Here is a 23,306-nt window from a genome sequence, read left to right on the forward strand (position 1 = left end):
TCGGGTGTACGGGGGCTGTGCGGGTGGTTCAGGCGCGCCGGCCCCCTGCCCTGGGTCGGCGCTCTGCTGGCTCGCCGGTGTCCGGGGGCGGCCATGCTGGTGTTCCCGGTGCTGGTCGTCGCCGCCGCGGTGACGGCCACCTTCGGCAAGGGCATCCGGGCGGTGTCCGTCTGGTCCACGTGCACAGGGGCTGCGCAGGTGGCTCGCACGCGCTGTAATGGCGACGTGGTCAGTGAGGGCGCTGCGATCAGCAGAACGAGGGCGGAGCGTGCCGAAGTCGCCCTCGCTTCGCTGATGGCGGCACCGGTCGGCCCCGACCGGCTCCGCCGGGTCCTGGAACATGCGCTCGTGTTCGCCGGGGCGACCTTCGCCGGGGTGTACACGCCCGGCGACGACCCCGCACTGTTCCGCCTCGCCGAGTCGGCCGGTCTGCCCCGCACCCTGTACGGCCTGCGGGACTGCTACCCGGCCACCGGTGCCTCCCCGGTCGCCGAGGCGCACCGCGCCGGACGGCCGCTGTGGCTCGGCCCCGCCGAGCTGGCCGGCGGCCCGGACGCGCGCCGCACCCCGTCCCCCGATTTCTCCGTGGCCGTCCTGCCGCTCGGCCCGGCCGGCGCCGGCTGTCTGCTGGCCGTCGGCGAGCATCCCGGCGGCTTCGGCACCGACGACCGGTCCTGTCTGGAGCTGATCGCCCGCGCGATCGCCGTACCCGTCCCGGCCGCCGCCCACGACACCGGCGAGCTGCCCGAGGACGCCTTCGACCTGTCCATGGACACCGGCCGGATCGAGGTCGGCGCGGTGATCCTGCGGCTGCTCGGCATCGACCGCGACAGCTTCGACGGCCGCGTCGAGACCCTGCTGGGCCGCGCGGTGCCCGAGGACCTGCCCGCGCTGATGTCCGTGGTCGAGGCCGACCACATGTCCATCGGCGACCGCGAGCTGGAGTTCCGCGTCCTGCAGGCCGCCGGGCCACCCAAATGGCTGCGGCTGCGCGGCCGGCTGCTGCCCGGCGGCGAGGGCCGGGCCGCCAGACTCGTCGGCACCGTGGCCGACGCCTCCACCCTGCGCTCCGACGTCACCGACGTCGCCCGCGTGCAGCGCCTGGCCGCCGCTCTCGCCACCGCCGGCACGGTCAAGGACGTCGGCCGGGCCGTCGTCGCCGCCCTGCGCACACCGCTGCACGCCGACCGGATCGCCCTGGCCGAACTGGAGAACGACCGGCTGGTGGTCACCGTCCTGGACCCGCCCGAGCCCGAAGCGTGGCCCGAGGTGTGGCGCAGCGAGTGGCGCACCGAGTGGCCCGACGCGCCGGTGCGCGCCATGCCCACCCTGGCCGCCGCGCTGCGCGTGGGCCGCGCCCGGATCTGGCCCGCCGGCTCGGTGCTGGAGCCCGCCCTCGGCGAGGTCGGCCCCGGCGGCCTCGCCGTGCTGCCGCTGCCCGCCGCCGGCCGCATGGCGGGCGCCTGCCTGATCGGCTGGGACCGCCCGCACGACTTCGCCCCCGACGAACGCGCCCTGCTCACCGCCTGCGCCGCCCTGACCGGACAGGCCCTGCTGCGCGCCCATGCCTTCGACGCCGAGCACGAACTCGTCGGCATGCTCCAGCGCACCCTGCTGCCCCGCCGGCTGCCCCGGCTGCCCGGCGGGGTGGCCGTCGCCCGCTATCTGCCCACCACGGCCGGTCTGGAGGTCGGCGGCGACTGGTACGACGTGATCCCGCTCGCCGACAACCATGTCGCCCTCGTGATCGGCGACGTCCAGGGCCACAACGCGGGCGCCGCCACCCTGATGGGTCAGATGCGCACCGCGTTGCGCGCCTACGCCGCCGAGGGCCACGCCCCGGACGTGGTCGTCGCGCATGCCAACCGGCTGCTGCTGGACATGGAGACCGACCTCTTCGCCACCTGCGCCTACGTCGACGTCGACATGGAGCGGGGCACCGCCTGGTGCGTCCGCGCCGGGCATGTGCAGCCGGTACTGCGCCACCCGGACGGCACCGTCGAGATCCTGGCCACCGAGGGCGGCCCGCCGCTCGGCGTGCTGACCCAGGCCGAGTTCCCGATGACCCCGCTGCGGCTGCAGCCCGGCACCGTGGTCGCGCTGACCACCGACGGCCTGGTGGAGTCCCCCGACTCCGACCTCGACGCCGGCATGGACCGGCTCGCCCGCGACCTGGCCGCCGCCGACCCCGCCCACCTCGGTCTGGTCGCCGACGCCCTGCTCACCGGCGCCCACCGCGGCGACGACGTGGCCCTGCTGCTGATGCGCTACGACGGTCTGGCGGTACGGCCGTTGCGGGAGAGCTGGACGGTGTGGCGGGTGCCGGAGGCGGTCCGGCACGCCCGTCGCTTCACCCGGCGCACCCTGCGCGCCTGGGACGTGCCCCAGCACCTGGTCGACGCGGCCCTGCTGGTGGTGTCCGAACTCGTCACCAACGCCCTCGTGCACACCGGCGGCCCGGTCCGGCTCGACATGAGCCTGGTCAATGACCGGTTGCGGCTGGCCGTCGCCGACTCCTCACCGCGCAGCCCCGTGCAGCCCACCAGCATCGGCTGGGAGGCCACCGGCGGCCGGGGCATCCTGCTGGTGGAGGCCGTGTCGGCGGCCTGGGGGACGGTCCCGGTCAGCGGCGGCAAACAGGTGTGGGCGGACCTCGTGGCCGACGGCTGACCCGCCACACGGGTGTGGGAGAGAGCCGTTCAGACGGGTTGGGGAGGCGCGCTCGGGCACCCGTGCCTAGGGTCGGTTGATGTGGCACACGACTTCGAGGAACTGGTGCAGAAGCAGCGCGCGGCCGAAGCTGCCCGCGCCACGGTCGAGGACCTGCGGGAGACCTACGGTCCGCCGGCCGAGCGGGGCATGACGGGCGCCCAGTCGGGCACTTACGAGACCGCCCTGCGGGCCTGGCGGGACCTGGCCCGCGATGTGCAGACGGCGGTCAGCGAGTACGCCAAGGAGACGGGCCGGGCACGGGCCGAGGTGGAGACCGAGGTGGAGCGGGCCGCCGCGACGGAGAGCACATGAGCCGAGCAGGCCGACGCGCCGAGCGGCTGGTGGACGCCGCCGACGCGCGGCTGCCCGTCCTGGAGGGCGGCGCGCTGCTGCGCAAGGCGTTCCCGGAACACTGGTCCTTCTTCCTCGGCGAACTCGCCCTCTACAGCCTGATCGTGCTGATCCTGACCGGCGTGTGGCTGACGTTCTTCTTCCAGCCGGAGATGCGTGAGGTCGTCTACGCGGGCTCCTATCCGCCGCTGCGCGGCGTGCGCATGTCGGCCGCGTTCGACTCCACCCTGCGCATCAGCTTCGATGTGCGCGGCGGCCTGCTGATGCGGCAGGTCCACCATTGGGCCGCGCTCGTCTTCGTCGCCGCGATCGGTCTGCACATGCTGCGGATCTTCTTCACCGGCGCCTTCCGCCGGCCCCGGGAGCTGAACTGGGTCATCGGGCTGACCCTGTTCGTGGTCTCGCTGGCCGAGGGCTTCGCCGGCTACTCACTCCCCGACGACCTGCTCTCCGGGACCGGGCTGCGCATCGCGCAGGGCATCATGGGGTCGATCCCGGTGGTGGGGACGTACGTGGCCTTCTTCGCCTTCGGCGGCGAGTTCCCCGGCCACGACATCATCACCCGCCTGTACCCGTTGCACATCCTGCTGCTCCCCGGCGCCCTGATCGCCCTGGTGACGGTGCATCTGGTCCTGGTCTTCCACCTCAAGCACACCCAGTGGCGGGGCCCCGGCCGCGCCAACCGCAACGTCCTCGGCAAACCCCTCTACCCGCAGTTCACCGCCACCTCCGCCGGCCTGTCCCTGACCGTCTTCGGCGTTCTCGTGCTGCTCTCCGGCCTCGCCCAGGTCAACCCGGTCTGGAAATACGGTCCCTACCGCCCGGACCTGGTCTCCACCGGCTCCCAGCCCGACTGGTACGTCGGGTTCCTGGAGGGCGCGCTGCGGCTCGTACCGCCGTGGGAGACGAACGTGGCCGGGCACACGTTCATGTGGAACGTCCTGCTGCCGGCCGTCGTCCTGCCCGGCCTGCTGTTCGCCGTGCTCTACGCCTATCCGTTCGTGGAGCAGCGGCTGACGGGGGAGTGGCACCACGAGCAGCACCTGTGCGACCGGCCGCGCGAGCGTCCCGTCCGCACCGCCCTCGGCGTCGCGGGCACCGTCTTCTACGGCGTGCTGCTGCTGGCCGGCGGCAACGACATCATCGCCTTCAGCTTCCGCATCTCCGTCGACGTCCTGACCTGGGTGCTGCGCGCCGCCCTCGTCGTGGCGCCCGTGCTCGCGTTCCTGGTCACCCGGTGGCTGTGCCGGGCCGTCACGGCGGCCGAGCGGGAACGCCTCACCGAGGGCGTGCCCACCGGCGACATCCGGCAGACCGTCACCGGCGGCTACGAGAGCGACCACGAGCCCGTCGAGGTGTTCCGGCCCGGCGCTCCCCGCAGGCCGCTCACCGGCGCGCGTACTGGAACACCATCCCGCACACGCCGCGCGCCAGAACACCGAGACCGATGAGGAACAGCCACAGGCCGTAGACGACACCGGTGGCCGTCACCGCGAATCCGAGCGCGGTGACGACCGGCCAGAGGCTCTCGTCCGGGAAGAACTCCACCGGCCCGGCCCCGTCCGCCACCTCGGCGGCGGTGCGGTCCTGCGGACGTGCGCCCCGGCGCCGGTACTGGATGAGACAGAAGAAGGCGACCAGCGCCGCCATTCCGCACGCGACGACCAGCGCGGTCGTGCCCGTCACGTCTCGCGACCACACGCCGTACAGGGCGGCGGAGCCGCCGAAGAACAGCGCCACGCCGCCGAACAGCATCGCCTCCGCCTTCATCGCACCCTCTCCTCCCCGGCCGGGTTCTCGACCTCCGGATGGTGCAGGTCGAAGGCGGGTGACTCCGACCGGATGCGGGGCAGCGCGACGAAGTTGTGCCGGGGCGGCGGGCAGGATGTCGCCCATTCCAGGCCACGGCCCCACCCCCAGGGGTCGTCCAGGGACACCTTCTCGCCCCTGGTCGCGGTGCGCCAGACGTTGTAGAGGAACGGCAGCGTGGACACGCCCAGCAGGAACGCGCCCGCCGACGACAGCATGTTGAGCAGCGTGAAGCCGTCCCCGGGCAGATAGTCCGCGTACCGGCGGGGCATCCCCTGCTCGCCGAGCCAGTGCTGCACCAGGAAGGTCAGCTGGAACCCCGGGAACAGCAGCCAGAAGTGCACCTTGCCGAGCCGTTCGTCCAGCATCTTCCCGGTGAACTTCGGCCACCAGAAGTAGAAGCCGGCGAACATCGCGAACACCACCGTGCCGAACAGGACGTAGTGCAGGTGCGCCACGATGAAGTACGAGTCGGTGAGGTGGAAGTCGAGCGGCGGCGAGGCGATCAGCACTCCGCTCAGCCCGCCGAGCAGGAACGACACCAGGAACCCCAGCGACCACAGCATCGGCGTCTCGAACGAGACCGACCCGTGGACCATCGTCCCGATCCAGGCGAAGAACTTGATGCCCGTGGGCACCGCGATCAGGAACGACATGACCGAGAAGAACGGCAGCAGCACCGCGCCGGTGGCGAACATGTGATGCGCCCAGACCACCGCCGACAGCATGGTGATCGAGGTGGTCGCCCCGATCATCGGCACATAGGCGAACAGCGGTTTACGGGAGAAGACCGGGATGATCTCCGAGACGATCCCGAAGAACGGCAGCGCCACGATGTACACCTCGGGATGCCCGAAGAACCAGAACAGGTGCTGCCACAGCAGCGCGCCGCCGTTCGCCGCGTCGAAGACGTGTGCACCGAACTTCCGGTCGGCCTCCAGCGCCAGCAGGGCCGCCGTCAGCACGGGGAAGGAGGGCAGGATCAGGATCGAGGTGAACAGCACGTTCCAGGTGAACATGGGCATCCGGAACATGGTCATGCCCGGCGCGCGCAGGGACATGATCGTGGCGATGAAGTTCACCGCGGTCAGCGTCGTCGACACACCCGACACCACCAGTCCCATGGCCCACAGGTCACCGCCCGGGCCGGGGGTGAAGTAGGAGCTGTTGAGCGGCGCGTAGGCGAACCAGCCGAACGCCGCCGCTCCGCCCGGCACCAGGAAGCCGGACACCACGATCAGGCCGCCGAACAGGTACATCCAGTAGGACAGCGCGTTCAGCCGTGGGAAGGCCAGGTCGGGGGCGCCGATCTGGAGGGGCATGACGGCGTTGGCGAATCCAGCGAACATCGGCGTCGCGAACAGCAGCATCATGATCGTGCCGTGGATCGTGAAGAACTGGTTGTAACCCTGCTTGCTCAGGAACTGCAGGCCCGGGTGAGCCAGCTCGGCGCGCATACCGAGCGCGAGCAGTCCGGCCAGCAGGAAGAAGCAGAATGCCGTGACCATGTAGAGGCGGCCGATCACCTTGTGGTCGGTCGTGGAGACCCAGCGCAGCAGGGCCCGGCCGGGTCGCGGCGCGGGCGCCGAGTACCGGGCGGTGATCTCCGTGATTTCTGGCATCTGCGGCGATTCGGTCATCGCGGCTGACGCTACTCCGGGTGGCCGCGGGCCCGCTCACGCCACGCCCGTCCTGCCCAGGGGGGCGCGCCCGGCCGGTTGCGCCGATCGGCTGACGGTCATCGCGCCGGGCATTCCCGGCGGCCCTCCGGGTACCCGGCGTTCATGAACACTGCCATGTACGAAGCAGCCGCCGGTGCGCAGGTCTTCGGATACATAGTCGTCCTCGTCGTCGGGGTGCTCTGCGTCGCCGGCCTGATCTGGGCCGTCCGGCTCGGGATGAAGGTGCGCCGGCGCGAGCCCGGTCCGCCCAGGCCCGAGGAGCAGCCGCGGATGCCGGCGTCCGGGCCGGTCCGCGAGACGGTGGAGATGCGCGAGCCCGACGAGGTGCCCCAGGCCGGTGACGGCGAGCGACTCACCCCGTACCAGACCGGCAACGTCGCCTCCAAGCCCGCCGAGGACCAGCGCCGCATGCGCTGGTCGCAGGGTTCCAGCGGGTCCTTCGGCGGCGGTGGCGGCGGTCGGACCTGACGGTCCGCCGCCTGCCCGGGTTTGCGGTTGTCCGGCGCGGGGGACCCGGGCGGGCACACACAGCGCAGAAGGAAGTTGAACGACGTGACCGCGCACAGCAGTGAGAAGCCCGCCCTGCCCTACGCCGAGACCGGATGGGCGAAGGCCCGCCGCCGGCGGGGGCGGGGGGTGCGCACCTGCCTCCCCGCCGTCCTGGACCGGGCGGCCACCGGGCAGCAGGGCGCCTCGGCCGACGACACCATAGTGCGGGGTGAGGACTGACCGGTCTGACCGCAGGGCCGGCGGCCGGCAGGCGAGCAGCGATCCGCTCTCCCGCCCGGTAGGTGACGCGGCGATCCGCTCTCCCGCCCAATAGGTGACGCGGCCGACCGCGGTGCGTGGCCGGCCCGCCCCGTCGCCGGGGGAGGGGCCGGTCAGGCGTGCGTGCTGGCCAGCAGCTTCAGGATCTCCTCGGTCGTGCCGCTCTCGCCGAGCCGCGGGAAGATCCGCTCGACACTGTTGGTGTGCGCCTCGGCGTCGGCGTCGGCCATGGCGTCCGTGGCGAGGGTGACGTGGTAGCCGTGCGCGTAGGCGTCGCGGGCGGTCGACTCCACGCCGATGCTGGTGGCGATCCCGGCCAGCACGATCTGCGTGATGCCCCGGCGGCGCAGCTGGACGTCCAGGTCGGTGCCGTGGAAGGCGCTCCAGTTGTGCTTGGTGACATGGATGTCGCCGGGGTGTCCGGACAGTTCGCCGACGATGACGTCCCAGCCCTCCGGGAAGGCGAGCCCGCGCGGCTGACGCTCGGTGCGGCCGGGCACGGCGTCCGCCCCGTCGGCCGCGAAGGAGACCCGGACGAGGACCACGGGCAGCCCGTGGGAGCGGAAGGCGTCGGTGAGCTCGGCCGTACGGGAGACGACCTCGGCCCCCGGGTACGGCTGGGTGGGCATGGCCACGATGCCGTGCTGCAGGTCGATCGCGACGAGGGCGGTGCGGGGGTCGAGCGTGGTGAGCGGCATGGGTCGGTCAGACCTTTCGGGTGGTTCGGGGGTGATGAGGGGCAGGGGAGACGCCGGTGGTCCCCGCGCGTTGCGAGCGCCTCGGTGTCACGGCCGGGAGAGCCGGTCCAGCAGCTCCAGCGCCGCGAGGACCGTCTGCCGCTCCTCCTCGGTGTAGCGGTCCTGGAAGGCGCGGGCCAGCCATTCCTCCCGCACCTGCTTGTTCCCCTCGATGCGGGCCCGGCCGGTGTCGGTCAGCGTGACCAGCTGGCGGCGGCCGTCGTCGGGGTCGGGGGTGCGGCGGATCAGCTCGTGCTGCTCCAGGGCGGCCAGTGTGGTGGCCATGGACTGCGGGCGCACCCCCTCGGCGGCGGCGAGCGCGCTGGCCGTGGCCGCGCCGTGCTTGCCGACCAGGGTGAGCGCCGACTCCTGGGAGGGGCTGAGGTCGGCGTCCTGCGCCACCTCCCGGATGCGCCGTCGCAGCCTGCTGAAGACCACGCGCAGCTCGCGCGCGGCGCGGCCGGCGGAGTCGGAGATGTCGGTCATGGCGCAAGACTATGACCGACAGACGTGTCTGTCCAGTTGAGACTGTTCAGTTTTACCTGTCTTTTTGTCGGGTACTCGCCCGCCTCGGACAGGGCAGCTCGTCGGTGAAGATCAAGGGAGCCCAGAATGACCCCTCCGGACAGGTCCGGCCTGGAGGCGGCCCTGCGGGCCGAGGTCGATGGCGAAGTCCGCTTCGACGCGGGCAGCCGCGGCGCCTACGCCACGGACGGTTCCAATTACCGGCAGGTCCCGATCGGCGTCGTCGTGCCCCGCACCGTGGAGGCGGGCGCCCGGGCGGTGTCGGTCTGCGCACGCTTCGACGCCCCTGTCCTCTCCCGTGGCGGCGGCACCAGCCTGGCCGGACAGACGACCAACACCGCCGTGGTGATCGACTGGAGCAAGTACTGCACCGGCGTGCTCTCCGTCGACCCCGAGCGGCGCACCTGCGTGGTGGAGCCCGGCATCGTGCTGGACGAACTCAACCGCCGGCTCTCCCGCCACAAGCTCCAGTTCGGCCCGAAGCCCTCCACCCACAGCCACTGCGCGCTCGGCGGCATGATCGGCAACAACTCCTGCGGCGCCTCCGCCCAGGCGTACGGCAAGACCGTCGACAACGTCCGGCGCCTGGAGATCCTCACCTACGACGGGCAGCGCGCCTGGGTGGGCCCCACCCCGCCCGACGAGCGGGCCCGGATCGTCGCGGGCGGCGGCCGGCTCGCCGAGATCTACGCCGGTCTCGAACGCATCGCCACCGAGTACCTGGCCGACATCCGCCGCGGCTACCCCAAGATCCCGCGCCGCGTCTCCGGCTACAACCTCGACTCCCTGCTCCCCGAGAACGGCTTCGACGTGGCAAAGGCCCTCGTCGGCAGCGAGGGCACCCTCGTGACCGTCCTGCGCGCCGAACTCGACCTCGTACCCGTGCCGGCGTACCAGTCCCTGCTCGTCCTCGGCTACGACGACATCTGCGCCGCCGCCGACGACGTGCCCCGCCTGCTGGAGCACTGCACGCCCACCCAGCTGGAGGCCCTGGACGGGCGGATGGCCCAGCTGATGCGTGAGGAGGGCGCCTACCTGGAATCGCTCGCCGTCCTTCCCGAAGGCGACAGCTGGCTGATGGTGCAGTACAGCGGCGACAGCCAGGAGGACGTCGACGAACAGGCGCACGCCCTGCTGCGGGCCGTCGGCCGCGAGGAGAAGGACGCCGACGTCGCCTTCTCCGACGACCCCGAGCGCGAGCAGAAGATGCTCAAGGCCCGCGAGGCCGGACTCGGCGTGACCGCGCGCCCGCCCGACGGCCGGGAGACCTGGGAGGGCTGGGAGGACTCCGCCGTACCGCCCGAACGGCTGGGCGACTACCTGCGCGACCTCAAGCGGCTGTTCGAGGAGTTCGGCTACGACCACCCGTCCCTGTACGGCCACTTCGGTCAGGGCTGCGTCCACACCCGGATCCCCTTCGGCCTGACGGCCGCCGAGGGTGTGGCCGACTTCCGGCGCTTCCTGGAGCGCGCGGCCGACCTCGTCGCCTCCTACGGCGGCTCCCTGTCCGGCGAGCACGGGGACGGCCAGGCCCGGGGCGAGCTGCTCACCCGGATGTTCGGAGAACGGCTCGTGACCGCGTTCGGCGAGCTGAAGGCGCTCCTGGATCCCGGCAACCGGATGAACCCCGGCAAGGTCGTCCACCCGAACCCCGTCGACGGGCAGCTGCGCCTCGGCCCCGCCTGGCGGCCCGCCACCCCCACCACCCACTTCGGCTTCCCCGAGGACGACCACGCCTTCGACCGCGCGGTGATGCGCTGCGTCGGCATCGGCAACTGCCGCAGCCACTCCGGCGGCGTCATGTGCCCCTCGTACCGGGCCACGATGGAGGAGGAACACTCCACCCGCGGCCGGGCCCGGCTGCTGTTCGAGATGCTCGACGGGCACGCCGACTCGGCGGTCCAGGACGGCTGGCGCTCCGCCGAGGTACGCGACGCCCTCGACCTCTGCCTGGCCTGCAAGGGCTGCAAGTCCGACTGCCCGACCGGCGTCGACATGGCCACCCTCAAAGCGGAGTTCATGTCCCACCACTACGCGGGCCGGATGCGTCCCATGGCCCACTACTCCATGGGCTGGCTCCCGCTGTGGGCCCGGCTGTCGCGCACCGCTCCCGCCCTGGTCAACTCCGCGCTCCACGCGCCCGGCCTGGCCCGCCTCGGCAAGCGGCTCGCCGGCATCGACGAAGCCCGCTCGGCACCCTTGTTCGCCGAGGAGTCCTTCGTCCAGTGGTGGCGGGCCCGCGACCGGGAGGAAACGGACCCGGCCGACCCGCGCACGGTCGTCCTGTGGCCGGACACCTTCAGCACCTACTTCCACCCCGCCATCGCGAAGTCGGCCGTACGCGTCCTCGAGGACGCCGGTTTCCGGGTCGCCGTGCCCACCGAGCCGGTGTGCTGCGGACTGACCTGGATCTCCACCGGTCAACTCCCCACCGCCAAGAAGGTACTGACCCGCACCCTCGGAGTGCTGCGGCCCTACCTGGAGGCCGGCACGCCGGTCATCGGACTGGAACCCTCCTGCACGGCCGTCTTCCGCTCCGACGCCCCGGAACTCATGCCCGGTGACCTGGACGTGGCGCGGCTCGCCGCGCAGACGCGCACCTTCGCCGAACAGCTCGTCCACCACGCCCCCGACGACTGGCGGCCACCGCGGCTCGCCCGGCGGGCCACCGTCCAGACCCACTGCCACCAGCACGCCATCATGAAGTTCGACGCCGACCGTGAACTGATGCGCCGCGCCCACCTCGACGCCGAGGTGCTGGACGAGGGCTGCTGCGGCCTGGCCGGCAATTTCGGCTTCGAACGGGGCCACCACGAGGTCTCCATGGCCGTCGCCGAACAGGGCGTCCTGCCGGCGGTCCGCGGGGCCGCCCCGGACAGCCTCGTCCTCGCCGACGGCTTCAGCTGCCGTACCCAGATCGAACAGGGCGGCACCGGCCGCCGCGCACTGCACCTCGCCGAGGTCCTGGCGCTCGCCCTCGACGGCAACCTGCCCGGCGACCACCCGGAACGCCTGGCCGACCGCCCCGACGAGCCCTCCCGTACCACCCGCTGGGTGGCGGCCGCCGCCGTCGCCGCCCTCGCCGTGGGTGCCGTGGGCGGGCTGCGGCAGCTGAGGAGGCGACCATGAGCGACCGGCCGGGTGTCGACGCGATCGACACCGCCGTCTACACCGTGCCCACCGACGCCCCCGAGGCGGACGGCACCCTCGCCTGGGACAAGACCACCCTCGTCCTGGTCACCGTCCGCTCCGGCACCACGACCGGGCTGGGCTACACCTACGCCCCCGCCGCCACCGCCCACGTCGTCCGCGAACTGCTCGCCGGCACCGTCACCGGCCTCCGCGCCTACGACGTGCCGCGCGCCAACGAACACATGTGCCGGGCCGTGCGCAACGCCGGACTGCCCGGCGTGGCCGCCCAGGCGATCGCCGCCGTCGACATCGCCCTGTGGGACCTGAAGGCACGCCTGCTCGGCCTGCCCCTCGTCCAGCTGCTGGGCGCCGCCCGCGACGACGTGCCCGTCTACGGCAGCGGGGGCTTCACCACCTACGACAGCGCCCAGCAGGAACGCCAGCTGCGCGGCTGGACCGAGGAACAGGGCATCCCCCGCGTCAAGATCAAGATCGGGGAGTCGTGGGGCGGCCGGCAGGACCGCGACCTGGAACGCGTCGCCCGCGCGCGGGCCGCCATCGGCGACACGGCCGAGCTGTACGTGGACGCCAACGGCGCCTACACCGGCGGCGAGGCGGTACGCGTCGCGGCCCGCCTCGCCGACCACGGCGTCACCTGGTTCGAGGAACCCGTCTCCTCCGACCACCTCACCACCCTGGCGGACATCCGCGGCCGGACCCCGATCGACGTCACCGCCGGCGAGTACGGCTACACCCTCGGGTACTTCGCGCACATGCTGGCCGCCGGGGCCGTCGACTGCCTCCAGGCCGACGTCACCCGCTGCGGCGGCATCACCGTCTGGCTGCGCGCCGCCGCGCTCGCCCACGCGCGCGGAATCGACGTCTCCGGGCACTGCGCGCCCCACGCCCACGCGCATGTGGCCGCCGCCGTGCCCAACCTGCGCCATCTGGAGTGGTTCCACGACCACGCCCGTATCGAACGGCTCCTGTTCGACGGTGTCCTCGACCCCGGTGGCGGCAGCATCACGCCGGGCGCCGACGGGGCACCGGGCCTGGGGCTGACTGTGGTGCAGGAACGGGCGGCACCGTACCGGGTGGAGTGAGACGGACCGTGCCGTCAGGAAGCGCGGGAAACGTGGGAAACGCGGGAAGCGCAGGAACCCCAGGAAGCGCGGGAAGCCCAGGAAGCGCAAGATGCGCAAGAAGCGCGAGGAGCGCAGAAAGCGCAGGGAGCGCGAGAGGTTCAAGAGGAGAGAGGACCATGCCCCTCACCGTCGTCATCACCGGAGCCAGCGCCGGCATCGGCCGCGCCACCGCCCGCCTGTACGCCCGGCGCGGCGCGAACGTCGTCCTGATCGCGCGCGGCGAGGGCGGACTGGAGGCGGTGGCCGACGAGGTCGCGGCCCTCGGCGGACGCCCGCTCACCCAGGCGGCCGACATGGCCGACGCGGCCCGGGTGGACGCCGTCGCCGAAGCCGCGGAGAAGGAGTTCGGCCCGATCGACGTGTGGATCAACTGCGCGTTCTCCACCGTGTTCGCGCCGTTCGAGGAGATCACCGCGGAAGAGTTCCAGCGGGTCACCGAGGTGACCTACCTCGGCTTCGTCAACGGCACCCGCGCGGCCCTCACACGCATGCTGCCCCGCGACCGCGGCACCATCGTGCAGGTCGGCTCCGCGCTGGGGGAGCGGTCCATCCCACTGCAGTCGGCGTACTGCGGAGCCAAGCACGCCATCAACGGCTTCACCTCCTCCGTGCGCACGGAGCTGCTGCACCGGGGCAGCAACGTGCACATCACCGTGGCCCAGATGCCCGCGGTCAACACACCCCAGTTCGAATGGGTGCGTTCCCGGTTGTCCCAGCACCCGATGCCGGTGCCTCCGATCTACCAGCCGGAGGTCGCCGCGCGGGGCGTGGTGTACGCGGCCGACCACCCACGCCGCAAGCAGTACTACGTCGGCGCCACCACCGTGGCCACCGTCTGGGCCAACCGGCTCGTCCCCGCACTGCTCGACCGCTATCTCGCCCGGACCGGCTTCGACTCCCAGCAGACCGACCGCATCCCACCGGCCGGCCTGGACAACCTCTTCGAACCGGTGGACCGGACCGTGGCCGAGGACCAGGGCGCCCACGGCTCCTTCGACGACAGCGCCCACTCCCGGTCCTGGCAGGAGACCCTGGTCCGGCACCCCGTCGCCACCGCCCTCGGCACGGGCGGCGCGGCATACGGCGTCGTGCGCGGGCTGCGCCGGCTGGCCGACCGGCGCGCTTAGGCTGGCAGGGTGCGCCTCCTGCTCATGTCCGACACGCACCTGCCCAAGCGCGCCAAGCGGCTCCCGGAGCAGCTGCTCGCCGAACTCCCGCACGCGGACGTCGTGATCCACGCCGGGGACTGGGTCGACACCGCCACCCTCGACCTGCTGGAGAGCCGCAGCCGAAGGCTGATCGGGGTCCACGGCAACAACGACGGCCCGCAGCTGCGCGCCCGGCTCCCCGAGGTGGCCCGTGCCGAACTGGGCGGCCTGCGCTTCGGCGTCGTCCATGAGACCGGCCCCGCCCAGGGCCGCGAGGCCCGTTGCGCGGCCCGCTTCCCCGACCTCGACGTCCTGGTCTTCGGGCACAGCCACATCCCCTGGGACACCACCGCTCCCGGTGGCCTGCGCCTGCTCAACCCCGGATCCCCGACCGACCGGCGCCGGCAGCCCCACTGCACCTACCTCACGGCGACGGTGGCCGACCGAGCGCTGAGCGACGTCACTCTGCACCGTCTGCCGCAGCGGTAGCGGGCCGTGACATCATCCCCGGATGATCAACAGCTCCGGCATACCCGCCGTCGTGCCCGCCGGCCGTCTCGCCGCCGGCGCACAGCCCACGCTGCCGCTGCCCGGCGGCCTGGAACTGCGGCCCTGGCACCTCGACGACACCGACGCCGACGCCCTGTACACGGCCGGGCAGGACCCGGCGATCAGCCACTGGAACCTCTTCTCCGTCGGCAGCCGCGACGAGGCCCGGACCCGGATCGAGCGCCTGCACGCGCGCCGACACGCCGAGACGGGGGCGGTCTGGGCCCTCGCCCCGGTCGGCGGCGCGGCCGTGGGGCTCGCCGGTCTCAACGACGTCGACCTGGCGGGTGGCACCGCCGAGGTCGTCTACTGGGTGCTGCCCGCGGCGCGCGGCGGCGGCATCGCGGTCGCGGCGACCCGGCGGCTCAGCCGCTGGGCCCTGGACGACCTGGGCCTGCACCGGCTGGTCCTCTGCCACTCGACGGCCAACCCCGCCTCCTGCCGGGTGGCCGAGAAGGCCGGATACACCGTCGAGGGCACCCAGCGCAGCGCCCTGCTGCACGCCGACGGCTGGCACGACCAGCACGTCCACGCGCGTGTCGCCGGAGACCCCGAATAGCGTCGGCGTGGGATTGCCGTTGACGCTGCTGCCAGGCTGACGCTGCTCCCGGGAACGCTGTCGCTCCGGCGGCGGTGAGCGGGAGGCGGACCGGGCGGGCCGCGCCAAGCCGGCCGGGCGGCACCCCTAGTGCTGTGGCCGGAAAGGTTTGCCGGAAGGCTCGCGGCGTCCGGTGCGGTGCATCGCAAGGCGGAGCATCACCCGCGTACTGGATGTACTCGGGTGATGCGACAACGCGGCGAGGTGCCGTGCCGGGCGCCGCGAGCCGGTGAACCTTTCCGGTCCCAGCACTAGCGTCGGCGGGCCGTCCGGCCGGCCCGGTGGCGGGCGCGGGCCCGGGCCGGCCGGGCCCGCACGCGGTGCCGCACGCCCGCGGCCAGCAGCGCGAGTACCGCGACCCCCGCCGCCGCGCCGGCGGCTCGCTTGGCCACCGGAAGTCCCGCCGTACGCAGCAGGTCCAGCGGCTCCGGCTGCCGGTCGCGCGGCACCGGCTCCTGCCCGGTGGGCGGTGCCGGCTCCTCGTCGGAGGGCCGCGGCTGTTCGCCCAGCCGTTCGGCCAGACAGGCCGCGAACTGTCCCACGAGCCGGTCGCCCACCTCCGCCAGCACCCCGCGCCCGAACTGCGCTGGGCGTCCCGTCACCGCCAGATCGGTCCGCACCGTCACCGCCGTACCGCCGTCGGCCTCGGTGAGCGTGCCGGTGACGGTCGCCCTGGCCGTGCCCTGCCCCCGGGTCTCCCGGCCGCTCGCCACGAGCACCATCCGGTGCGCCGCCTCGTCCTGCTCCTCGAAGACCGCGGTGCCCCGGTAGGTCACGCTGACCGGGCCCACCTTGACCTTCACCGAACCGGTCACCGTCCTGCCGTCGAACTCCTCCACCGTCGCGCCCGGCAGGCACGGGGCGACCCGGTCGATGTCCACGAACGCCCGCCAGGCGTCGTCGACCGGGACGGGGACGGTGAACTCGTGTTCCAGTTCCATGACTTCCTCCTCGCACTCACATGGCCGCGGGCGGGTGGATGGCCCCCGCGGTCGCGGTGAGCGGTGCCCCGCTGCCGCCCCAGCGAAGGGCGACGATCTCGGCGGCGACCGACACGGCGACCTCCTCGGGCGTACGGGCCCCCAGGTCGAGCCCGAGCGGTGAACGCAGCCGGGACAGCTCCGCGTCGGTGAGACCGGCCTCGGTCAGCCGCGCGCGTCGTTCGTCGTGGGTACGGCGGCTGCCCATCGCCCCGATGTAGGCGGCCGGCCGGCGCAACGCCTCCTGAAGCAGCGGCACGTCGAACTTCGGGTCGTGGGTGAGGACGCAGATCACCGTGCGTTCGTCGGTGCCGGTGCTCCGGAGATAGCGGTGCGGCCAGTCCACGACCACCTCGACCGCGCCCGGGAAGCGCTTGGGCGTCGCGAAGACCGGGCGGGCGTCGCAGACGGTGACCCGGTAGCCGAGGAAGTCACCGATGCGGGCCACCGAGGCCGCGTAGTCGATCGCGCCGAAGACCAGCATCCGCGGCGGGGGAGCGAACGACTGGAGGAACAGCGTGACCGTGTCCTCGCGGCGCTCCCCGTGCGGGCCGTAGTGCCTGAGGAGCGAGGCACCCAGGGCGAGTTCGCCACGCGCGTCGGCGGTGACGGCGGCATCCAGCCCGTTCGTGCCGAGCGTGCCCGCGACGGTGTCCGGCCAGACCGCGAGGGCCGCCCCGCGCGGGGCGGGCCCGTCGACCACCGTCGCCACGGTCACCGGCTCGCCCGCGGCGACCGACGCGGCGACCGCCCCGAACGCCGGGTCCGTCCCGGACGTCACCGGCCGGACCAGCACGGTGATCTCGCCACCGCAGGTCAGCCCGACGGCGAAGGCGTCCTCGTCGCTGTAGCCGAAGGTCGCGAGCTGTGCCGTTCCGCTCGCCACGACCTCCTGCGCGAGCTCGAACACCGCCCCTTCCACACAGCCCCCGGAGACGCTGCCCACGACCTCGTTGTCGGGCCCCACCGCCATGGCGGCGCCGGGCCCGCGTGGCGCACTGCGGCTGACCGCGACGACCGTGGCGAGCCCGAACGGGATCCGGGCCGCGTACCAGCGCTCCAGCGCCGGCAGGATCTCACGCACTTTCGGCTCCTCTCCCCACTCTCTCTCCGGCCGACGCCCCGCGCACCACCGCCGCGAGCCGCTCCAGCGCCGCGAGGCTGTGCCCCTCGACGAAGGCGTCGACGCTGGGCAGGGCCGCCGCCATCCCGGCGGCCAGCGGCGCGTAACCGGGGCGGGCCTTGCGCGGGTTGGCCCAGATCACCTGATGGGCCAGGCCGTGCAGCCGGCGCATCTGGGCGCCCAGCAGCTCCGGATCGCCGCGCTCCCAGCCGTCCGAGAGCAGCACGACCACCGCGCCGCGCGCCATGCCGCGCTGCCCCCAGCGGTTCAGGAACTCGCGCAGCAGTTCGCCGAGCCGGGTGCCGCCGCGCCAGTCCGGTACGGCGGCCGCGAGGGCGGCCATGGCGAGGTCGGGATCGCGGTGCGAGAGCTCGCGCGTGGCCCGCGTCAGCCGGGTCCCGATGGTGAACACCTCCGTGCGGCCCCCGCGCACCGCCGCGTGCGCGAACCGCAGCAGCGCGTCGGCGTACGGCGCCATCGAACCGCTCACGTCGACCAGCAGCACGACCCGGCGGGACCGTTCCACGCGCGCGTGCCGCCGCAGCCGGGCCGGTTCCCCGCCGCGCCGCAGCAACTCGCGTACGGTGCGGCGCGGGTCGACCTCCCCGCGCCGGGCGGGCCGCCGTCGCGCCGAGCGGCGGGTCTGCCCGTGCAGCGTGAACGCGGCGAGCAGGCGGCGCACCTGGGCGCGCTCGACGGCGTCCAGCGCGGCGACGTCGCGGTGCCGCAGCACCTCGGCGGAACTGGCGAGGGTGGCCGTGGGCGGGCCGGACGGCCGGTCCTCGCCGGGCCTGCGGGAAGCGGCGGCGGCCTCGCGTGCGACGAGCCGGAGCCGGGGCGGGGATGCGGGGCGCGCCGGGCGCCGGGCGTGCTCACCGGGCGCCCCGAAATACGCGGTGAACACCCGCTCGTACCGCTCCAGATCGTCGTGCCCCCCGCACAGCGTCGCCCGCCCCGCCCAGTACACGTCGCTGCGCATCCCGGGCCGCAGCAGCTGCACGGCGCGCAGGAACGCGTGCAGCCGCTCGGTGCTGGCGTCGAGACCGGCCGTCCGCAAGGCCCGCACGAAGCCGAGCAGTACGGCGTCCGCCCCGAGCGGCACGCCCCCCGGCACGGCAGGCGGCCCGGGCCGTACGGCGTCCGCTCCCGGCTCCCGGTCCGTCCCGCCTCTCGGTGTGCCCAAAGCCGTCACACTCCCCGGCGTGCCAGGACTGCCGAGAGATCGAGGCCGCGGGCGCGGTCGGCGTCCTCCCGGTACTTCAGCACCGATCCCAGCGTCGCCGTGGCCAGCTCCGCGTCCACCTCGCTCGCCCCGAGCGCGTCCAGCGCCTCGGCCCAGTCGATCGTCTCGGCCACACCGGGCGGTTTGAGCAGGTCCGCGCCCCGCAGCGCCTGCACGAGCGCGGTGACCTGTTCGGCCAGCCGCGCCGAGACCCTGGGGAGCCGGCGCCGCACGATGGCCAGTTCGCGGGCGAAGGAGGGGTGGTCGAACCAGTGGTAGAGGCACCGGCGTTTCAGCGCGTCGTGCACCTCCCGGGTCCGGTTCGAGGTGAGCACCACCACCGGCGGCGCCTCGGCCCGCAGCGTCCCGAGTTCCGGGATGGTGACGGAGTACTCGGACAGCAGTTCCAGCAGGAACGCCTCGAACTCGTCGTCGGCCCGGTCGATCTCGTCGACCAGCAGGACCGACGGCTGCGTCTGGAGGGCTCGCAGGAGCGGCCGGGCGATGAGGAACCGCCGGTCGTACAGCTCGCTCTCCAGGCGGTCGGCGTCCGTCACCCCGGCCGCCTCGGCGGCCCGCAGGTGCAGCAGCTGGCGTGGGAAGTCCCAGTCGTACAGGGCCTGGGAGGCGTCGATGCCCTCGTGGCACTGCAGACGGATCAGCGGCGCGCCGAGCGCCCCGGCGAGGGCGGTCGCGAGCGCGGTCTTCCCGACGCCCGCGTCGCCCTCGCAGAACAGCGGCCGGTGCAGTCTCAGGGCCAGGAAGCAGGTGATCGCCAGCCCCTCGTCGACGAGATACCCCGTCTCCTCCAGGCGGGCCCGCACCTGCTCCGGGTCGTCCATGCAGGTGATCGGCGCTCACCCCCAGCCCGTGGCGGTCAGCACCGCCCGCCGGGTCAGCACGCGGGCGAGGTGCTGCCGGTACTCGGGCGAGGCGGACAGGTCCTGCGCCGGCCGGGTGCCCTCGGCCGCCGCCGCTGCCGCCCGCGCGACGGCCTCGGGGCCGTCGGCGCCGGACAGTGCCTCCTCGGCCGCCGGGGCCCGCAGCGGGGTCGGGCCCATGTTGGTCAGACCGATGCGCGCCTCGGCGATGCGCCCGTCGTCGCGTCGCACCAGCGCGGCGACACCGACGATGGCCCAGGACTGGGCGACCGGATGGAACTTCTCGTAGTGGAAGCTCCAGCCGTCCGTCTTCGGGATCCGCACCTCCACCAGCAGTTCGTCCGGTGCGAGGGCCGGCTGGAGGTAGTCGACGAAGAAGTCCCGCACCGGGACCGTGCGCCGGCCGCCCGGCCCCGCGACGACGAGCTCCGCGTCCAGGGCGAGGGCCACGGCGGGCAGGTCACCGGCCGGGTCGGCGTGCGCCAGGGAGCCGCCGAGGGTGCCCCGGTGCCGTACGGCGGGATCGGCCACCGTGGCCGTCGCCTCGGCGAGCAGACCGGCGTGGCGGCGCACCAGTGGGTCGTGGACCACCTCGTGGTGCGTGGTCATGGCGCCGATGACGAGCGTGTCGCCGTCCTCGCGGACGCCGCGCAGCTCCGGGACCCGGCCGACGTCCACGACGAGTTCGGGGAAGGCCAGCCGCATCCGCAGCAGTGGCAGCAGGCTCTGCCCGCCGGCCAGGACCTTGCCCTCCTCGCCTGCGTCGGCGAGCGTGCGCACCGCTTCGTCGACGCTGCTCGGACGGGCGTAGTCGAACGCGGGAGGAATCATCGCGGACCCTCTTTCCCGGACGGGCCGTACTGGCCGGTGTCCCCCGACTGCGCCGTCTGTCCGGACTGGCCGGACTGGGCGGGCCCCGTCCCCCCGGTGCCGTCCGCCGCGCCGGCGTCACCGGAGCGCGCCGCCTGGACGGCCTGCCACACCCGGTGCGGCGAGCACGGCATCCGCACGTCCCGCACGCCCAGGGGCCGCAGCGCGTCCACCACGGCGTTCACGACGGCGGGTGTCGAGGCGATCGTTCCCGCCTCGCCGACTCCCTTGACTCCCATGGTGTTGTCGACCGCCGGGGTCTCCGTCCGGTCGGTGACGAAGTCCGGCAGGTCCGCCGCCGACGGCACCAGGTAGTCGGCCATGGTGCCGGAGACGAGGTTGCCCTGGTCGTCGTAGACGGCCTCCTCGAACAGCGCCTGGGCGATGCCCTGGGCGAGCCCGCCGTGCACCTGGCCCTCGACGATCATGGGGTTGACGACCGTGCCGACGTCGTCCACGCACACGTACGTGCGGATGCGGATCTTGCCGGTCTCCGTGTCGACCTCGACCGCGCACAGGTGGGTGCCGTGCGGGAAGGAGAAGTTCTCCGGGTCGAGCACCGTCTCGGCGTTGATGGAGGGCTCGACCCCGTCCGGCAGGTCGTGCGAGGTGAACGTCTCGAAGGCGACCTCCTGGATGGTCCTGCGTGCCTCCGGGGAGCCCTTCACCGAGAACACCCCGCCGCTGAACTCCAGGTCCTGCTCGCTGGCCTCCAGCAGGTGCGCGGCGACCTTGCGCGCCTTCTCCACCACCTTCACCGCCGCCCGGTGCACGGCCTCGCCCCCGACGGCCAGCGACCGCGAGCCGTAGGTGTCCATGCCCTGCGGGGATGCCTTGGTGTCGCCGTGCACCACCTCGACGTCGTCGAACGGCACGCCCAGCACGTCCGCGGCGATCTGGCTCCAGCAGGTCTCGTGGCCCTGCCCGTGCGGGCTGGTGCCGGTGACGACCTCGACCTTGCCGGTCGGCAGCATGCGGATGCTCGCCGCCTCCCAGCCGCCGGCCGCGTACCTGAGGTCGCGCAGCACCCGGCTCGGCGCGAGACCGCACATCTCCGTGAAGGTCGACACGCCGATGCCGAGGCGTACGGTGTCGCCGCGCTCGTTGCGCTCCCGCTGTTCGGCCCGCAGGTCGTCGTAGCCGAACAGGGCCAGCGCCTTGTCGGTCGCGGCCTCGTAGTTGCCGCTGTCGTAGGTGAGCCCGGCGATGGTGGTGTACGGGAACTCCTCGTGCCGGATCCAGTTCCGGCGCCGCACCTCGACCGGGTCGAGGCCGAGCTCGACGGCCAGCTCGTCCATGATCCGTTCGATGGCGTACGTGGCCTCGGGGCGGCCGGCACCGCGGTAGGCGTCGGTCGGGGTGCGGGTGGTGAAGACGCCGGTGCAGGTGAACTCGTAGGCGTCCATCTTGTAGATCGCCGGGTACATGAAGGCGCCGAGGATCGGGATGCCCGGCGTGACGAGCATCAGGTAGGCGCCCATGTCGGCGAGGAGGTCCACCTTCAGGCCGAGCAGTCTGCCCTCGCGGGTGGCGGCGATCTCGATGTCCTGGATCACGCCGCGGCCGTGGTGGGTGGCGAGGTAGCCCTCGGAGCGGGACTCCGTCCACTTCACCGGGCGGCCGAGCTTGCGGGCCACCGCGAGCGCGATGGCCTCCTCGCCGTACACCTGGAGTTTGGAGCCGAATCCGCCGCCCACGTCCGGGGCGATCACCCGGAGCTTGTGCTCGGGGACGCCGGTGACGGTCGCCAGCATGATCCGCAGGATGTGCGGGATCTGGGTCGCCGAGTAGACCGTGTACTCGCCGGAGGCGGCGATCGGGGTGACGACCACCGCCCGGGGTTCCATGGCGTTGGGGATCAGCCGCTGCTGATGGTAACGGCGCTTCAGGGTCACCTCGGCGCGTGCCCGGACCGACTCGAAGCTCTCGCCGGTGGCAAGGGGCCAGGTGTAGCAGCGGTTGGTGCCCTTGTCGGCGTGGACCAGCGGGGCGCCCTCGGCGAGTGCGGCCTCCAGGTCCAGGACCGGCGGCAGCGGATCGTAGTCGACCTCGACCGCCTCCAGCGCGTCGGCGGCCGCGTACCGGTCGCGGGCGACCACGACCGCGACCGGGTCACCGGCGTGGCGGACCTCGTCCACGGCGATCGGCGGGTGGTCGGGCAGCACGATGTCCTCGGTCACCGGCCAGGCGCAGGGCAGCGAGCCGAGCCCTTCGGCGAGGTCGGCGCCGCTGAAGGCGGCGACGACCCCGGGCCGTTCCCGGGCGGGGGAGACGTCGACGCGGGTGATGCGGGCGTGGGCCATCGGGCTGCGCAGGACGGCCAGGTGCAACAGGCCCGCGACCTGGATGTTGTCGGTCCAGTTGGTCTGGCCGGTGATCAGCCGCGCGTCCTCCTTGCGCAGCCTGGAGCGGCCGACCTCGTGTGCAACGGCCTGATCGGTCATGCCGTGGCCTCCTCGGTGACCTGTTGCCCGGAACCGGTCTCCTGCCCGGACGCGGCGAGCACCGCGCGGACGATGTTCTGGTAGCCGGTGCACCGGCAGAGGTTGCCCTCCAGGGCCTGCCGCACCTCCTCCGCGGTGGGGCGCGCGTTCTCGCGCAGCAGATCGCGTGCCGCCATGATCATGCCGGGGGTGCAGTAGCCGCATTGCAGGCCGTGCTGTTCGTGGAAGGCGCGTTGCAGCGGTGTCCACTCGCCGTCGCGCGCGAGCCCCTGGATCGTCGTCACCTCGCTGTCGTCCGCCTGCACGGCCAGCACCGAGCAGCTCTTGACGGTCGCCCCGTCCAGGTCGACGGTGCACGCTCCGCAGTTCGAGGTGTCGCAGCCGATCGGGGTGCCGGTCAGGCCGAGGCGGTCGCGCAGGTAGTGGGCGAGGAGGAGACGGGGTTCCACATCGTCCTCGTACGTCGTGCCGTCCACGTTCACCTTGATGTGGGTCATGCGCCCTCCAAGCCGTGCGGGCAGGAGTGGGGAACCAGCCAGGCTGGCGTGATGTACGTCACTCTAAGTCCGCCCCTTGGTGGCGGCGAGTGCTACGGCGGGGATCTGTTGAATGTTGATCCATTGCTGTGGT

The 23,306-nt window shown here is 73.1% G+C and carries 21 protein-coding genes; 10 read left to right on the forward strand and 11 right to left on the reverse strand.

From position 1 onward, the window contains the following. Positions 1-198 precede the first annotated feature (198 nt). The 3 genes from ACIGYR_RS05135 to ACIGYR_RS05145 all read left to right on the forward strand — a co-directional run bounded on the left by ACIGYR_RS05135 (position 199) and on the right by ACIGYR_RS05145 (position 4,514). Complete coding sequence (locus ACIGYR_RS05135; protein ID WP_399603261.1) at positions 199-2,670, forward strand: SpoIIE family protein phosphatase; 2,472 nt, start codon at positions 199-201, stop codon at positions 2,668-2,670. A gap of 81 nt (positions 2,671-2,751) precedes the next feature. Beyond that, positions 2,752-3,024: a hypothetical protein gene (locus ACIGYR_RS05140; protein ID WP_391837621.1), complete on the forward strand. Its 273-nt coding sequence runs from the start codon at positions 2,752-2,754 to the stop codon at positions 3,022-3,024. Beyond that, complete coding sequence (locus ACIGYR_RS05145; RefSeq protein WP_399603175.1) at positions 3,021-4,514, forward strand: cytochrome bc complex cytochrome b subunit; 1,494 nt, start codon at positions 3,021-3,023, stop codon at positions 4,512-4,514. The genes ACIGYR_RS05140 and ACIGYR_RS05145 overlap by 4 nt, the downstream gene beginning before the upstream one ends. Here ACIGYR_RS05145 and ACIGYR_RS05150 read toward each other — a convergent pair. Further along, positions 4,450-4,833: a cytochrome c oxidase subunit 4 gene (locus ACIGYR_RS05150; RefSeq protein ID WP_391837617.1), complete on the reverse strand. Its 384-nt coding sequence runs from the start codon at positions 4,831-4,833 to the stop codon at positions 4,450-4,452. The genes ACIGYR_RS05145 and ACIGYR_RS05150 overlap by 65 nt on opposite strands. Continuing rightward, on the reverse strand, positions 4,830-6,380 hold the full coding sequence (locus ACIGYR_RS05155) for a cbb3-type cytochrome c oxidase subunit I (RefSeq protein ID WP_399603264.1): 1,551 nt from the start codon (positions 6,378-6,380) through the stop codon (positions 4,830-4,832). The genes ACIGYR_RS05150 and ACIGYR_RS05155 overlap by 4 nt, the downstream gene beginning before the upstream one ends. A 276-nt stretch (positions 6,381-6,656) precedes the next feature. On the opposite strand from ACIGYR_RS05155, the gene ACIGYR_RS05160 reads away from it, so the two are divergent. Continuing rightward, positions 6,657-7,022: a DUF6479 family protein gene (locus tag ACIGYR_RS05160; RefSeq protein ID WP_399603178.1), complete on the forward strand. Its 366-nt coding sequence runs from the start codon at positions 6,657-6,659 to the stop codon at positions 7,020-7,022. An 84-nt stretch (positions 7,023-7,106) separates the two neighbouring features. Further along, positions 7,107-7,283, forward strand: coding sequence for a hypothetical protein (locus ACIGYR_RS05165; protein WP_399603181.1), 177 nt, complete (start codon positions 7,107-7,109; stop codon positions 7,281-7,283). Positions 7,284-7,435: 152 nt separating this feature from the next. Here ACIGYR_RS05165 and ACIGYR_RS05170 read toward each other — a convergent pair whose 3' ends face one another. Both ACIGYR_RS05170 and ACIGYR_RS05175 read right to left on the reverse strand, forming a co-directional pair. Then, positions 7,436-8,020, reverse strand: a complete 585-nt coding sequence (locus tag ACIGYR_RS05170) for a hydrolase (RefSeq protein ID WP_399603185.1) — start codon at positions 8,018-8,020, stop codon at positions 7,436-7,438. A gap of 87 nt (positions 8,021-8,107) precedes the next feature. Further along, positions 8,108-8,545 (reverse strand): MarR family winged helix-turn-helix transcriptional regulator, encoded by a 438-nt coding sequence (locus tag ACIGYR_RS05175; protein ID WP_399603189.1) that lies wholly within the window; start codon positions 8,543-8,545, stop codon positions 8,108-8,110. A gap of 126 nt (positions 8,546-8,671) precedes the next feature. Between ACIGYR_RS05175 and ACIGYR_RS05180 the strand changes: the two genes are divergently transcribed. From ACIGYR_RS05180 to ACIGYR_RS05200, 5 genes are all read left to right on the forward strand, one after another. Next, complete coding sequence (locus ACIGYR_RS05180) at positions 8,672-11,713, forward strand: FAD-binding and (Fe-S)-binding domain-containing protein (protein WP_399603193.1); 3,042 nt, start codon at positions 8,672-8,674, stop codon at positions 11,711-11,713. Then, complete coding sequence (locus ACIGYR_RS05185; protein WP_399603196.1) at positions 11,710-12,819, forward strand: enolase C-terminal domain-like protein; 1,110 nt, start codon at positions 11,710-11,712, stop codon at positions 12,817-12,819. The genes ACIGYR_RS05180 and ACIGYR_RS05185 overlap by 4 nt, the downstream gene beginning before the upstream one ends. A 158-nt stretch (positions 12,820-12,977) precedes the next feature. Further along, the gene (locus tag ACIGYR_RS05190; protein ID WP_399603199.1) at positions 12,978-13,988 is read left to right on the forward strand and encodes an SDR family oxidoreductase; all 1,011 of its coding nucleotides are present in this window, start codon (positions 12,978-12,980) and stop codon (positions 13,986-13,988) included. Positions 13,989-13,997: 9 nt separating this feature from the next. Further along, entirely contained in the window at positions 13,998-14,498 is a 501-nt protein-coding gene (locus tag ACIGYR_RS05195) for a metallophosphoesterase family protein (protein WP_391837602.1), read from the forward strand. A 22-nt stretch (positions 14,499-14,520) separates the two neighbouring features. Further along, a complete protein-coding gene (locus tag ACIGYR_RS05200; protein ID WP_399603203.1) occupies positions 14,521-15,117 on the forward strand; it encodes a GNAT family N-acetyltransferase in 597 nt (198 codons plus the stop codon). 290 nt (positions 15,118-15,407) lie between these two features. Here ACIGYR_RS05200 and ACIGYR_RS05205 read toward each other — a convergent pair whose 3' ends face one another. From ACIGYR_RS05205 to ACIGYR_RS05235, 7 genes are all read right to left on the reverse strand, one after another. Then, positions 15,408-16,097: an SRPBCC family protein gene (locus ACIGYR_RS05205; RefSeq protein ID WP_399601385.1), complete on the reverse strand. Its 690-nt coding sequence runs from the start codon at positions 16,095-16,097 to the stop codon at positions 15,408-15,410. A gap of 16 nt (positions 16,098-16,113) precedes the next feature. After that, entirely contained in the window at positions 16,114-17,220 is a 1,107-nt protein-coding gene (locus ACIGYR_RS05210; protein ID WP_399601387.1) for an XdhC family protein, read from the reverse strand. After that, positions 17,213-18,361 carry a VWA domain-containing protein gene (locus ACIGYR_RS05215; RefSeq protein ID WP_399602316.1) on the reverse strand — a complete coding sequence of 383 codons (1,149 nt, stop codon included), beginning with the start codon at positions 18,359-18,361 and terminating at the stop codon, positions 17,213-17,215. Before ACIGYR_RS05215 ends, ACIGYR_RS05210 begins: the two co-directional genes overlap by 8 nt. Positions 18,362-18,447: 86 nt before the next feature. Continuing rightward, positions 18,448-19,323 (reverse strand): AAA family ATPase, encoded by an 876-nt coding sequence (locus ACIGYR_RS05220; protein ID WP_391837594.1) that lies wholly within the window; start codon positions 19,321-19,323, stop codon positions 18,448-18,450. 15 nt (positions 19,324-19,338) lie between these two features. Beyond that, entirely contained in the window at positions 19,339-20,193 is an 855-nt protein-coding gene (locus tag ACIGYR_RS05225; RefSeq protein ID WP_399601391.1) for an FAD binding domain-containing protein, read from the reverse strand. Continuing rightward, entirely contained in the window at positions 20,190-22,676 is a 2,487-nt protein-coding gene (locus ACIGYR_RS05230) for a xanthine dehydrogenase family protein molybdopterin-binding subunit (RefSeq protein ID WP_399601394.1), read from the reverse strand. The genes ACIGYR_RS05225 and ACIGYR_RS05230 overlap by 4 nt, the downstream gene beginning before the upstream one ends. Continuing rightward, a complete protein-coding gene (locus ACIGYR_RS05235; RefSeq protein ID WP_399601397.1) occupies positions 22,673-23,173 on the reverse strand; it encodes a (2Fe-2S)-binding protein in 501 nt (166 codons plus the stop codon). The genes ACIGYR_RS05230 and ACIGYR_RS05235 overlap by 4 nt, the downstream gene beginning before the upstream one ends. Positions 23,174-23,306 lie beyond the last annotated feature (133 nt).

The sequence above is a fragment of the Streptomyces sp. NPDC053076 genome, from assembly GCF_044546845.1.
Classification (GTDB): domain Bacteria; phylum Actinomycetota; class Actinomycetes; order Streptomycetales; family Streptomycetaceae; genus Streptomyces.